This window comes from Herbiconiux liangxiaofengii (genome assembly GCF_041927335.1).
Taxonomy (GTDB): Bacteria; Actinomycetota; Actinomycetes; order Actinomycetales; family Microbacteriaceae; genus Herbiconiux; species Herbiconiux liangxiaofengii.
Genome location: NZ_JBHFHD010000001.1, coordinates 50,617 through 64,094, shown reverse-complemented (window position 1 = coordinate 64,094; position 13,478 = coordinate 50,617). Strand labels below are relative to the sequence as shown.

General features: G+C 67.4%; 10 protein-coding genes. 4 read left to right on the top strand and 6 right to left on the bottom strand.

Translation table 11 applies throughout. The features are described 5' to 3' along the window. Positions 1 to 39: 39 nt before the first annotated feature. Entirely contained in the window at positions 40 to 1,362 is a 1,323-nt protein-coding gene (locus ACEXOR_RS00325; protein ID WP_374847344.1) for an alpha/beta hydrolase-fold protein, read from the bottom strand. Further along, positions 1,359 to 2,270 carry an alpha/beta fold hydrolase gene (locus tag ACEXOR_RS00320; protein ID WP_374847343.1) on the bottom strand — a complete coding sequence of 304 codons (912 nt, stop codon included), beginning with the start codon at positions 2,268 to 2,270 and terminating at the stop codon, positions 1,359 to 1,361. The genes ACEXOR_RS00325 and ACEXOR_RS00320 overlap by 4 nt, the downstream gene beginning before the upstream one ends. 79 nt (positions 2,271 to 2,349) lie before the next feature. Between ACEXOR_RS00320 and ACEXOR_RS00315 the strand changes: the two genes are divergently transcribed. Further along, positions 2,350 to 4,275: a cell wall-binding repeat-containing protein gene (locus ACEXOR_RS00315; RefSeq protein WP_374847342.1), complete on the top strand. Its 1,926-nt coding sequence runs from the start codon at positions 2,350 to 2,352 to the stop codon at positions 4,273 to 4,275. Between the two features lie 51 nt (positions 4,276 to 4,326). Here the strand turns inward: ACEXOR_RS00315 and ACEXOR_RS00310 are convergent, their stop codons facing one another. The 4 genes from ACEXOR_RS00310 to xylA all read right to left on the bottom strand — a co-directional run bounded on the left by ACEXOR_RS00310 (position 4,327) and on the right by xylA (position 9,168). Next, on the bottom strand, positions 4,327 to 5,172 hold the full coding sequence (locus tag ACEXOR_RS00310) for a transglutaminase family protein (protein WP_374847341.1): 846 nt from the start codon (positions 5,170 to 5,172) through the stop codon (positions 4,327 to 4,329). Then, on the bottom strand, positions 5,169 to 6,101 hold the full coding sequence (locus tag ACEXOR_RS00305) for an alpha-E domain-containing protein (RefSeq protein ID WP_374847461.1): 933 nt from the start codon (positions 6,099 to 6,101) through the stop codon (positions 5,169 to 5,171). Before ACEXOR_RS00305 ends, ACEXOR_RS00310 begins: the two co-directional genes overlap by 4 nt. A 5-nt stretch (positions 6,102 to 6,106) precedes the next feature. Beyond that, positions 6,107 to 7,789: a circularly permuted type 2 ATP-grasp protein gene (locus ACEXOR_RS00300; RefSeq protein ID WP_374847340.1), complete on the bottom strand. Its 1,683-nt coding sequence runs from the start codon at positions 7,787 to 7,789 to the stop codon at positions 6,107 to 6,109. A gap of 185 nt (positions 7,790 to 7,974) precedes the next feature. Beyond that, positions 7,975 to 9,168 (bottom strand): xylose isomerase, encoded by a 1,194-nt coding sequence (gene xylA, locus ACEXOR_RS00295; protein WP_374847339.1) that lies wholly within the window; start codon positions 9,166 to 9,168, stop codon positions 7,975 to 7,977. 267 nt (positions 9,169 to 9,435) lie between these two features. On the opposite strand from xylA, the gene chvE reads away from it, so the two are divergent. From chvE to mmsB, 3 genes are all read left to right on the top strand, one after another. Next, positions 9,436 to 10,560: a multiple monosaccharide ABC transporter substrate-binding protein gene (gene chvE / locus ACEXOR_RS00290; protein WP_374847338.1), complete on the top strand. Its 1,125-nt coding sequence runs from the start codon at positions 9,436 to 9,438 to the stop codon at positions 10,558 to 10,560. A gap of 91 nt (positions 10,561 to 10,651) precedes the next feature. Next, the gene (gene mmsA, locus ACEXOR_RS00285) at positions 10,652 to 12,181 is read left to right on the top strand and encodes a multiple monosaccharide ABC transporter ATP-binding protein (protein WP_374847337.1); all 1,530 of its coding nucleotides are present in this window, start codon (positions 10,652 to 10,654) and stop codon (positions 12,179 to 12,181) included. A gap of 5 nt (positions 12,182 to 12,186) precedes the next feature. Continuing rightward, complete coding sequence (gene mmsB / locus ACEXOR_RS00280; RefSeq protein WP_374847336.1) at positions 12,187 to 13,407, top strand: multiple monosaccharide ABC transporter permease; 1,221 nt, start codon at positions 12,187 to 12,189, stop codon at positions 13,405 to 13,407. Positions 13,408 to 13,478: the final 71 nt, after the last annotated feature.

The following is a 13,478-nucleotide window of genomic DNA, read 5'->3' as shown; positions in this document are numbered from 1 at the left end:
GCGGGGTGGAAGGAGTAACGGGGATCGGGAGGCGGGGCGTCAGCCCGCCGCCGGCGGCGCCAGCCCCAGCCGCGGGTAGAGCACCTCGAAACCCTTCTCGAAGCCGCCGCGCAGCGCATCCTGCACGTGCCCGGCACCCGGAACCACGAAGTACGTCGTCTTCCAACCCGCCGCGGCCGCGGCCTTCGAGGCGCCCTCCGCCTCGGGGATGAAGGTCGGGTCGTTCTCCCCCACCGTGAAGATCGCCACGGTGTCGGAGTACGCATGTGCGCGAGACGTCAGGATGCTCTCCGGCTTCTGGGCCTCGAAGGCGGCCGCGTCGCCGCCGAACAGGTTCTGAACCACCGAAGAAGGCTGCTCCGAACCCGGATACTCCTCCCCGGAGATGTCGAGCACGTTGCCGAACAGTTCGGGGTACTTCGCCCCGTACTTGAAGGCGCAGCCGCCGCCGTTGGAGTAGCCCGCGATGGTCCAGTGCGCCGGGTCCTGCAGGATGCGCAGGTTCGCCCGCGCCCACGACACCACGTCCTGCGTGATGAACGTCTCGGCGTTGCCGAGCGCGGCCGTGTCGGCGCACACCGGGTCGCGGTCGGGGTCGCCGAGCTGGTCGGCCACGATCACGATCGGCGCGAGCCCCTGGTGCGCGGCGGCGTACTCGTCGAGCACCGTCGCGATGTACTGGGTGTCGGGGTTGCCGGGCTGGCCCATCATCAGGATCACCAGCGGCAGGTCGGGCGGGTCGGCCACCTGGGCGGCGGGCGGCAGGTAGATGCCGGCCGGCCGCGACGAGAATCCGGATGCGGTGGCCGGGATCACCTGCGTGCCCTGCTTGCCCGTTGCGGGCATGTCGGCTGGCGGTGTCCAGGTCTCGTAGAGCGGCCCGGCCGCATCCGGAACGCCTGTGCCCGTGGGCGACGGTGTCGACGTCGGCTTGTTCAGATCGATCGGGTGCTCGACGGTGATGCCGAGCAGGGCCGCCACCGTCGGGTTCAGCCCGAAGTAGGCGTTGATGCCGAGCGTTCCGGCCAGCGCGAAGAGCACGACGCCGAGAACGGCCACCGTCTTGCGCCACCACCGCGACCGTCGCAGGTTCACCAGAGCCAGGGCGATCGCGGCGAACGTGGCCACCACCCACGCCTTGGTCTGCACGGTCAGCGGCACCCCGAACACGTTCAGGGCGCCCACCACCACGAGCACCACGAGCGCGATCCCCGCCCCCACCAGCAGCGCGATCACGGCGGTGAGCACCCACCGGATGCGCGGCGGCCGCGCGAGCAGGTACACGAACGCGGCGGCCGCGAGCCCCCACACGATCCAGATCAGGGGCCCGTCGATGATGGGCAGTTCGAGCAGCGCGTTCACGACGGGGAACCGGCGGGCACCCGGGAATCGAGCCAGGCGATCAGGTCGCCCACCACCTCGTCGCGGTTGGTCTCGTTCAGGATCTCGTGCCGCGCATCCGGATACACGGTGAGCGTCACATCGCTCAGCCCCGAGCGGGAGCGGTAGGCCCGAGCGAGCTTCTCGGCGCTCGCTCGCCCGCCGAGGATGTCGTCGTCGCCCACGATGATGAGCAGCGGAACGTCGCCGGCTAGCCGGCGCGCCGGCCGCCCGAACAGCCGCAGCCCGTCGAGCACTCCGAACAGCTTCAGCACCTCGGCCGGGAACATCAGTTCGTCATCGGCGGCCCGCTGCTGCGCCGCCACGTCGCGCGAGAGCCACTCGAAGCCATTGCCGGGCGCATCCGGCGAACCCTTCGCGGGGCGATGCCGGCGGGTGAGGTCTCCCCCGTCCATCGACCCCGGCATCCGGTACGCCGTGCCCACCAGCACCACCCCGGCGTAGTGCGCCAGCGCGGGCGAGTTCACCAGTTTCTGCACCATCAGCGAACCCCAGCTGTGCCCGAGCAGGATGAGCGGCACACCGGGGTGCTCGCGCGCCGCGTGCACCCCCAGCTGCCGGATGTCGTCGACGGCGGCGCGGAGCCCGCCCGGGCCGAGCCGGCCGAGCTTCGAGCGGTCGCCACCGTGCTGGGCGAGGCCGGTGGCGCCGTGCCCGCGCTGGTCGGCGGCGTAGACGCTGTAGCCGGCGTCGTTCAGTTCTGCGGCGAGCGCGGCGTAGCGCAGCGCGTGCTCGCCGAGGCCGTGGGAGATCTGCACGAGCGCCAAGGGCCGCTCGACCGTCCACCCGTAGTAGACGATCTCGACACCCTGCTCGTCGACGAACGAGGCGGTGAAGTGCGCCGCGGGGCGGGGGCGGTGCTCAGACATACGTCATTGTTGCACCTCCCCCGGCGGAAGATCCGGCGGAAGATGGACGCCCCCGATCAATTTGAGGTATCCTCGCTTCATGTCGACTGTGATTTCTCGGATGTCCCGCTTCGCGAAGACTCTGGCCATGCTGGCTGGTTTAGGGGTGGTCGCCGGGTCGCTCGCGGTGGCCACCCCCGCATCAGCCCTCGGCTCGAACCGCGTGTCCCTTCAACTCCTCGACTCGGTCACCCCGACTGGAGCCGCGCGCATCTCAGGTGTCGTCGTCGACAGCACGACTCACCGCGGCTATGTGCTGGATCGCACGAACAAGGCCATACAGGTGTACGACGTCTCCGGCGAGAAGCTCGTCCGTATCGCATCGATCTCGATGGGTGTTTCCAACCCGTTCACGCTCGCACTCGACGAGGTCCAGCACCAGCTTGCTATAGGCGATTCCACTCAGCCGACAGTCGCGTTGATCGACGTCGACCCGAACTCCCCCACCGTCAATTCAGTGATCAAGTCAGTCGATACAGGGTCCGTCATTCCGCAGTTTCTCTCGATCGACGACGGCACTCTCTATGCCGGAGGCTACACCGGCGACTCGATGTCGATCGTCGATATCGGAACCGGATCGATCAAGACCGTCACTGTGGGCTTCGGCGAGAAGCTGCCCATCGCCGATCCGATCACGCACGACGTCTACGTCGCACTCCCAGCGTCGTCCAGCGTTGCAACCCTCGATGCGACTGGTGACATCTCGCTCGAAGCACTGCCGGCCAAACCACTATCCATAGCAGTCAGTGACGGCGGGATTCTTGTCGGAACGTCCACACGCATCGAACGCTACGACCCGTCGACGTGGGCGCGCACGGCAGTCTCAGCAACCCTGCCTCTTGGGTCGCGGGCCATCCGAGTAGACGAATCGACAGGCATCGTCTACTCCCTGAGCACCGCAGTCACCGACACGACCATCACAGCACTCAAGGCCGAGTCCCTGGCCCCCGATGGCACGATCGAGATAGGTTCACTCGTGTCCGACCTGGCCGTGGATCAGCTCGGACGCCGGACGATCGCGCTCACCGACACCGCAACCGTCCAGCTGTACTCGTCCGAACCCACCGTCCAGCGGCGGGCCGGAGCCGATCGCTTCGAGGTCTCCGCCGAGATCTCGCGAAGCCAGTTCGCTCCATCGATTCCCGTCGTCTACATCGCTTCCGGCGCGGTGTACAGCGATTCGCTGTCGGCATCCGCCGCAGCAGGAGTGGGGGGCGGCGCAGTACTCCTGGTGCGAAAAGATGAAATCCCCAGCAGCATCAGGTCAGAGCTGACCAGGCTCACGCCCCAGCGCATCGTCGTGATCGGCGGATCGGCCACCATCGATCCCTCGGTCGAAATTGAGCTCCGGGCGTTCTCACCCAAAGTGTCGCGCATCACGGGCGCAGATCGATACGTTGTGTCAGCCGCTATCTCAGCCGCTACCTTCGCGCCCGGGGTACCGGTCGCATTCATTGCGTCCGGGGAGGTCTTCCCTGATGCCCTGTCGGGATCAGCCGCCGCCGGAAAGAGTGGCGGGCCGGTACTGCTGATTCAGAACGGCCAGATCCCTGAAAGCGTCAGGACCGAGCTGAGCCGGCTGTCACCAGCCAAGATCGTCGTGCTCGGCGGACCGAAGACGGTTGCGAACTCGGTCGTCGATGAGCTGACAGCGAAGGTCCCGAACACGACTCGAGTGTCAGGAGCCGATCGGTTCGAGGTCTCGGCAGCAGTATCCGCCTCGAGTTTTGCAGTCGGGCTGAGGACGGTCTTTGTCGCATCAGGCGAGGTCTTTCCAGATGCACTGTCGGGATCGGCTGCTGCCATTGCCAATGGAAGTCCGGTTTTGCTGATCAGCCGTGATTCGATCCCGGCGACTGTCGCAGCCGAACTCGATCACTTGAATCCTGGCCGCATCATCGTGCTCGGCGGAGCGGCGACCATTTCAGAGTCAACTCTCGAACAGATGAAGCGCTACATCAACTGATGCGGTCGTCCGCTCAGGGCAGGCTGAGGGAGGCTGTTGCACCTCCCCCGCTCACGACTCCCGGGTGATCTCCACCTTCACGAACAGCTGCGAACCGAACGGCCCCGCGTACACGCCGCGCAGTGGGGCGACGTCGTTGTAGTCGCGCCCCCGGCCCACGATCACGTGCCGCTCGCCGATGTCGATGAGGTTGGTGGGGTCGAAGCCGCGCCACTCGCCGCAGAACCACTCCACCCAGGCGTGCGACTCGCCGGTGACCGTCTCGCCGATCGGCGCGTTCGGGCGCGGGTGCAGGTAGCCCGACACGTATCGCGCCGGAATGCCCACCGAGCGCAGCGCGCCGATGGCGATGTGCGTGATGTCCTGGCACACCCCGCGCTTGTCCTTCCATGACTCGCGCGCCGTCGACTGCACCCCGGTGACGCCCTGCACGTACTCCACGGCCCGGCCCACCTCCTGGCAGATCTCGAGCGCGGCGTCGCAGGGCGAAGCGTGCTTGGCCGCGATCGACTCCGCCAGCGCCACCAGGTCGGCGGCCGGCTCGGTGAGCCGCGTCTGCTTCGCCTGCTCCACGTAGGTGGTGGAGGTGGCGGCCTGGTCGGCCAGCAGCTCCCAGTCGACCGGATGCGGGGAGTGCGTGCGATTGCGCACCTCCACGAGGCTCGTGGCGGTGAGCGTCAGCTCCTTGTGCGGCGTGAGCACCTCGAACGACGACACCCGGGTGCCCCAGTAGTCGACGTAGCTGTGGTTCGACGACACGGGTGCGATCTCGAGCGAGGAGTGCAGCACGAACTGGCCCTCCGAGCTCACGGGCAGCATCCGCGCCTCGTTGTACGAGGCCTGGACCTCGCCCTCGTACCGATACCCGGTGATGTGCCGGATGCGCAGCCGGTTCATGCGCTCTCTCCGATCCAGCTCGGGGCCGTGTTGGTGGGGAAGTAGCGCTGCCGGATGGCCTCGCTCGCCGCGCTCGTGGCTTCCTGCACGCTGTCCATGTGCTGCGGCAGCTCGTGCAGGATGTCGGTGATCGGCCGGTACTCCAGCTCCGACCGGATCTGCCCGAGCAGCCGCTGCGCGCTGTCGCTCACGCCGAGCCGCTCGTTGCGGGGGCCGAGGTCGCGCAGGCACTGCTCCGCTCGCAGCACCGAGTACAGGATGGAGCGGGGGAACAGGCGGTCCAGCAGCAGGAACTCCGCCGCGTTCCGCGCGGAGGGAACGCCGCGGTAGGTGCGCAGGTAGGCCTCGTAGGCACCGCAGGAGCGCAGGATCGTCGTCCACGACGGACCGCTCGCCTCGGTGAGGCTGCGGGTGGCGAGCAGCCGGGCCGTCATGTCGGCGCGCTCGATCGAGCGGCCGAGGGTGAAGAAGTGCCAGGCCTCGTCGCGGCTGGCGCTGGACTCCATGATGCCCACGGCGAGCGCCGAGCGGTCGCGCACCCAGCCGAAGAACTCGTGCGTCTTCTCCCCGGCGATCTTGCGCGGCATCCGGGCGCGCGTGGTGTTCAGGCACTCCCAGAGCTCGGTCGACACGATCTCGCGGGCCCGCCGGGCGTTCTCGCGGGCGGCGCCGAGCGAGTAGGCGATGCTGGCCGGATGCGTGCGGTCGACCGCGAGCAGCGCGAGCACGTCGGCGCGGGTCAGCGAGCGGTTGTCGTCGGGCACGTCGCTGCCCATCACCGACAGGAGCGACCGGCAGGCGAGGTTCTCCTCGATCCACGGGTCTTCCAGCAGCAGCTGCAGGTGCACGTCGAGGATGCGCGCGGTGCCGTCGGAGCGCTCGATGTAGCGTCCTATCCAGAACAGCGACTCCGCGATGCGGGAGAGCATGGCCATCAGCTGCGCTCCTCTCGAACGCCGGCACAGGCATCCTGAGCAGTTTGCTGCTGCTGTTGGGACTGGTCGTTGCGGGGGGCGTCCTCGGGCGAGTGGTCGGGCTGATGTCCCACGATGGGGATGGCCTGGGTGTTCGCCGCCTGCTCGGCGACCAGACCTTGGATGTTGTGCGCATCCCGAGAGGCCGCGCCCACCGTGGCGAACGGATCCTGACCCACAACCCAGGTGTCCTTCGAGCCGCCACCCTGCGAGCTGTTCACCACGAGCTGGCCCTCGGGCAGCGCCACGCGGGTGAGGCCGCCGGGCAGCACCCAGATGTCGTTGCCGTCGTTCACGGCGAAGGGGCGGAGGTCGGCGTGCCGCGGGCGCATGCCGTCCTCGACCAGGGTGGGGATGGTCGACAGCTGCACCACGGGCTGGGCGATCCAGCCACGCGGGTCGGCGATGAGCCGGTTGCGCAGGGTCTCGAGCTCCTTCGGCGAGGCGTCGGGGCCCACCACGAGGCCCTTGCCGCCCGAGCCGTCGACCGGCTTCACCACGAGTTCGTCGAGCCGGTCGAGCACCTCTTCGAGCGCTCCCGGGTCTTCCAGACGCCAGGTGTCGACGTTCGGGATGATGGGCTTCTCGCCGAGGTAGTACTCGATCAACGCGGGCATGTAGGTGTACACGAGCTTGTCGTCGGCCACTCCGTTGCCCACGGCGTTGGCGATGGTCACGTTGCCGAGCCGGGCCGCCAGCAGCAGCCCGGGGCTGCCGAGCATGGAGTCGGCGCGGAACTGCAGCGGGTCGATGAACTCGTCGTCGACCCGGCGGTAGATCACGTCGACGCGCGTCGGCCCCGCCGTCGTGCGCATCCACACCCGCCCACCCGAGCAGAACAGGTCGCGGCCCTCGACGAGCTCGACGCCCATCAGTCGGGCCAGCAGGGTGTGCTCGAAGTAGGCCGAGTTGTAGACGCCGGGCGTGAGCACCACCACGGTGGGGTCGTCGACCCCGGCGGGGGCGGATGCGCGCAAGGCCTGCAGCAGCTTGTTCGGGTAGTCGCCCACCGGCCGCACCCGCATGCTCACGAACAGCTCGGGCAGCGTCTGCGCCATCACCCGGCGGTTCGAGATGACGTAGCTCACGCCGGAGGGCACGCGCACGTTGTCCTCCAGCACCCGCCAGGCGCCGTTCTCGTCGCGGATGAGATCGATGCCCGACACCTGGATGCGCACGTTGTTGGGCGAGACGATGCCTGCCGCCTCGCGGTGGAAGTGGTTCGACGAGCTGATCAGGCCGGCCGGGATGATGCCGTCGCGCACGGCGGCCTGCGAGCCGTAGATGTCGGAGAGGAAGGCCTCGAGGGCCTTGACGCGCTGCTTGATGCCGCCTTCGACGTCGGTCCACTCGCTCTGCTCGATCACCCGCGGCACCGCGTCGAGCGGGAAGGGTCGCTCCTCGCCGGCGAAGTCGAAGGTGACCCCCTGGGCGAGGTAGGAACTGGCGAGGGCGTCGGTGCGGCCCCGGAGCTCCTCCTGCGTCATGCGGGCGAGCGCGTTGTAGATGTCCTTGTACGCGGCGCGCGCCTCCACCGGGTCGTTCGACTTCGGTTCGGGGAACATCTCGTCCCACGGTGAGGCGCTTCCGCGACGGGATCTCGTGAGCAGGGTGGCTCCGTAGCCGTCGAACAGGTCAACCATGGGGGCGAGCATACTGCCGTGGTGTTGCGGCGGTGTTTCGCGCAGCCCGCCCGCGCTGGAGCCCATCCCGCCCATCCGCCGCCCCCGCTCGCGCCCCCGCCGAGTTGCGCGAAAGTGCCCCTTCCCGACCAGGGAAGGGGCACTTCGGCGCAACTCGGCGGAGAGGCGCGGAGCCGGGGAGGTGGCTAGGAGCGGGCGCCCGTAAGGTGCTCGAGCGCGAGCTGCTGCAGGCGCACGAAGCCGAAGCCCTTGCCGTTGAAGTAGGCGTTCGAGTCGAAGTCCTCGTAGGCCGAGGTGTCGGCCAGGATGGCGTCGTAGGTCTCGCCCTCGTTCAGGGTGGGCACCGCGAGCTCGTTCACGCGGGCGGCCTCGAGGGCCTGCTGCACCTCGGGGTCGGCGCGGAAGGCCGCGGCGCGCTCCTTCAGGATGAGGTAGGTGCGCATGTTGGCCTTCGCCGACTCCCACACGCCGTTCTCGTCCTCGGTGCGCGAGGGCTTGTAGTCGAAGTGGCGAGGGCCGTCGTACGACGGGCCGCCGTTCGGGCCGCCGTTCTCGAGCAGGTCGACGAGCGCGAAGGCGTTGTGCAGGTCGCCGTGGCCGAACACGAGGTCCTGGTCGTACTTGATGCCGCGCTGCCCGTTGAGGTCGATGTGGTAGAGCTTGCCCTGGTAGAGCGCCTGGGCGATGCCGGCCGCGAAGTTCAGGCCCGCCATCTGCTCGTGACCCACCTCGGGGTTGACGCCCACGAGCTCGGGGCGCTCCAGCGTCTCGATGAACGCCAGCGCGTGGCCGAGCGTCGGCAGCAGGATGTCGCCACGGGGCTCGTTGGGCTTGGGCTCGATCGCGAACCGGATGTCGTAACCCTTGTCGGTGACGTAGTCGCCGAGCAGGTTCACGGCCTCGCGGTAGCGCTCGAGCGCGGAGCGGATGTCTTTCGCGGCGTCGTACTCCGCACCCTCGCGGCCACCCCACATCACGAACGTCTTGGCACCGAGCTCAGCGGCGAGGTCGATGTTGCGCAGAACCTTGCGCAGTGCGAAGCGGCGCACCGCGCGGTCGTTCGAGGTGAAGCCGCCGTCTTTGAACACCGGGGCCGAGAACAGGTTGGTGGTCACCATCGGCACGATCACACCGGTGTCGGCGAGCACCTGCTTCAGGCGGTCGATCTGGGTCTGTCGTTCCGCATCCGTCGACCCGAACGCGAAGAGGTCGTCGTCGTGGAAGGTGAGGCCGTAGGCGCCGAGCTCGGAGAGCTTCTCGACGGCGTGCACCACGTCGAGGGGGGCACGGGTCGGGCCGCCGAAGGGGTCGGCTCCGTTGTACCCGACGGTCCAGAGACCGAAGGAGAACTTGTCGTCGCGGGTGGGGGTGAGGGACATCGTGGAGCTCCAGTTCAACGTCTTTGGTGAGTCGCTCCCACAGGAGCCGACGGAAAAGTATTCGTTCCCAACATATTCCGAATCCCCGCCGGGTGTCAAAGGTCACGATTCGGCTACGGCGCAGGTACTCCGCCAGAAAGCTTTGCAATGGGGTGACCCGAGGTATATGTTTCCTGAGTCAACAAAGATGCACCAAGAGTTGACGCCTTACAAGGGAGTAACGGCTAACGCTGTTCCCTTCACTTCACGAAAGGGACTGACACCACCATGTCAATGACGAAGAAACTGATGGCGCTCGCCGTCGTCGGCGGCCTCGCCGCAAGCCTCGCCGCCTGTAGCTCAGGCGGATCGGGCGACGCCGGCAGCACCGACGGCGCATCGGTCGCCGACTGCAACGTCGGCATCTCGATGCCCACCCGCAGCCTGGAGCGTTGGATCAACGACGGCGAAGGCCTGCAGAAGAAGCTGCAGGACGCCGGTTGCACCGTCGACCTCCAGTACGCAGACAACAAGACCGAGCAGCAGATCTCGCAGATCCAGAACCAGGTCGCCGGCGGCTCCAAGATCCTCGTGGTCGCGGCCATCGACGGTGAGACCCTCGGCCCGGTGCTCGCCGACGCCAAGAAGCAGGACATCACGGTCATCGCCTACGACCGCCTGATCAACGGCACCCCCGACGTGGACTACTACGCGACGTTCGACAACTACAAGGTCGGCCAGCTGCAGGGTCAGTACATCGAGGAGCAGCTTGGCCTGAAGGACGGCAAGGGCCCGTTCAACCTGGAGCCCTTCGCCGGAAGCCCCGACGACAACAACGCCGGCTTCTTCTTCCACGGCGCGTGGGACGTTCTGCAGCCGTACGTGGAGTCGGGCCAGCTCGTCATCCCCTCGGGCAAGAACCCCACGGGCGAAGACGGCTGGAAGGCCATCGGAATCCTCGGCTGGGGCTCGGATGACGCCCAGGCCGAGATGGACAACCGCCTCTCGTCGTTCTACAGCGGCGGCCAGAAGGTCAACGTGGTCCTCTCCCCGAACGACAGCCTGGCCCTCGGCATCGAGGCCTCGCTGAAGTCGGCCGGCTACACCGCCGGATCGGACTACCCGGTCATCACCGGCCAGGACGCCGACAAGGCGAACGTCGAGGCCATCCTGAACGACCTGCAGTCGATGACGGTCTGGAAGGACACCCGGGAGCTCGGTGACCGCGTCTTCCAGATGGTGCAGTCCATCGCCGCCGGCGAAGAGGTCGAGACCAACGACACGAAGACCTACGACAACGGCGAGAAGGTCGTTCCGGCCTACCTGCTGGACCCCGTGGTCGTCGTGAAGGACGACGTGCAGTCGAAGCTCATCGACTCCGGCTTCCTGAAGGCCTCCGACGTCGGCCTCTAAACCGCACTGAAACCATCGGCGGCGGCCTCTCCCGAGGCCGCCGCCGATCACCCTGTGTCACCCGAAAAGCGGAGAGAGAGCGACGCGACCCATGACCAACGCGATTCTGTGGATGCGCGACATCACCAAGGACTTCAACGGTGTGAAGGCGCTCGACGGCGTCTCGATCATCGTGGAGCGCGGCGAGGTGCACGCCATCTGCGGGGAGAACGGCGCCGGCAAGTCCACCCTCATGAAGGTGCTGTCGGGTGTCTACCCGCACGGTTCCTTCGGCGGAACCATCGAGTTCGAGGGCCACCCGACGGCCTACAAGAGCATCAACGACAGTGAGCACGACGGCATCGTGATCATCCACCAGGAGCTCGCCCTGAGCCCCTACCTGTCGATCGCCGAGAACATCTTCCTCGGCAACGAGAACTCCAAGCGCGGAGTCATCGACTGGAACAAGACCAACCGCGAGGCGGCCACGCTGCTCGCCCGCGTGGGCCTGAACGAGAACCCGGCGACGCCGGTGCTCGAACTGGGCGTGGGCAAGCAGCAGCTGGTCGAGATCGCCAAGGCCCTCTCCAAGCGCGTGAAGCTGCTCATCCTCGACGAGCCCACCGCGGCCCTCAACGACGACGACTCCGATCACCTGCTGACGCTCATCAACCACCTGCGCGAGCAGGGCATCACGTGCATCATCATCAGCCACAAGCTGAAGGAGATCCGCAAGATCGCCGACACCGTCACCATCATCCGCGACGGCAAGACGATCGAGTCGTTCAGCATGAAGGGCCCGGATGCGACCGAGTCGCGGATCATCCGCTCGATGGTCGGTCGCCCGCTCGACAACCAGTTCCCGCCGCGCACGCCGAACATCGGCGAGGAGTACTTCCGGGTCGAGAACTGGACCGCCTACCACCCCGTCGACACGGAGCGGAAGGTCGTCGACAACGCCTCCTTCACCGTCAAGGCGGGCGAGATCGTGGGCTTCGCCGGCCTCATGGGCGCCGGCCGCACCGAGCTCGCGATGAGCATCTTCGGTCGCTCCTACGGCATCAACATCTCCGGCAAGGTCTTCAAGGCGGGCAAGGAGATCCAGACCCGCACGGTGAGCGAGGCCATCGGCAACGGCCTCGCCTACGCCACGGAGGACCGCAAGAAGTTCGGTTTGAACCTGATCGGCGACATCTCCGAGAACATCTCGGCCGCGGCGCTGAAGAAGCTCGCCAAGGCCGGCGTGGTCGACCGCAACCAGGAGAACAAGGTCGCGGACTCGTACCGCGCCTCGATGAACATCAAGGCGCCCTCGGTCTCGTCGATCGTGGGCAAGCTCTCCGGCGGCAACCAGCAGAAGGTCGTGCTGTCGAAGTGGATGTTCACCGGGCCCGACGTGCTCATCCTGGATGAGCCGACCCGCGGCATCGACGTGGGCGCGAAGTACGAGATCTACGGCATCATCAACCAGCTCGCGGCCGAGGGCAAGGCGGTCATCGTCATCTCCTCCGAGCTGCCCGAGCTGATCGGTCTCGCCGACCGCATCTACACCATCTCCGAAGGCCGGATCACCGGCGAGGTCGCCCGCGACGAGGCGACGCAGGAAACACTCATGCACTACATGACCGCGGGAAGGGACTGACCCCGATGACGAACACTGCCACCGAAGCACCGACCGAGCCCTCGGGCGCGGCACCGGTCAAATCGCCCAAGCGCCGCCGGGTCGATCTTCGCCAGTACGGCATCCTCGCCGCGCTCGCGATCATCATCCTGCTGTTCGAGGTGCTCACCAACGGGCGCCTCCTGATGCCCGGTAACATCAACAACCTGATCCAGCAGAACTCCTACGTGCTGATCCTCGCGATCGGCATGGTGATCGTGATCATCGCCGGCCACATCGACCTCTCGGTCGGTTCGGTCGTGGCCCTGGTGGGAGCGGTCGCGGCGCTGTCGATGAACACGTGGGGGCTGCCCTGGTGGGCCGCCGTCATCCTCTCGCTCGTGGTGGGAGCCGTCATCGGCGCCTGGCAGGGATTCTGGGTGGCCTTCGTGGGCATCCCGGCGTTCATCGTCACCCTGGCGGGCATGCTCATCTTCCGCGGTCTCACCCTGGTGCTGCTCACCGGCGGCACCATCTCGGGCCTGCCCGACGAGTTCACCGCCATCGGCGCCGGCTGGCTGCCGCCGTTCCTCGGTGAGATCCTCGACGGTCGCGACACGCTGACCCTGGTGCTCGGCCTGCTGGCCTCGGCCGCGTTCGTGGTGCAGCAGGTGCGCACCCGCGCCACCCTGCGCAAGCTCGAGCTGCCGCGCGAGCCGGCCATCTCGGCCATCATCAAGAGCGCCATCCTCGTCGTCGCCATCATGGCGCTGTCGTGGCAGCTGAGCGACTACTCGGGCACGCCGATCATCCTGATCATCCTGGCCGTGCTCATCCTGCTCTACACGTTCATCCTGAACCGCTCGGTGTTCGGCCGTCACGTCTACGCGATGGGCGGCAACCTGTTCGCCGCGCAGATGAGCGGCGTGAAGACCCAGTGGGTGAACTTCTTCATCTTCGTGAACATGGGTGTGCTCGCCGCTCTCGCCGGTGTGGTCGCCACGGCCCGTGCGGGGTCGGCGGTCGCGAGCGCCGGCCAGAGCTACGAGCTCGACGCCATCGCCGCGGTGTTCATCGGTGGAGCCGCCGTGCAGGGTGGTGTCGGCACCGTGATCGGCGCCGTCATCGGTGGTCTCGTGATGGGCGTGCTCAACATGGGCCTGTCGATCCTCTCGGTCGACGCCGCCTGGCAGCAGGCCATCAAGGGCCTCGTGCTGCTGCTCGCCGTCGCGTTCGACATCATCAACAAGCGCCGTTCGGGCCGTTGACCCTAAGCTCGGGTGCGGTCCTCTCCGGGCCGCACCCGGGCCCCGATCCCGGCAGACCCCGACAACCCAGC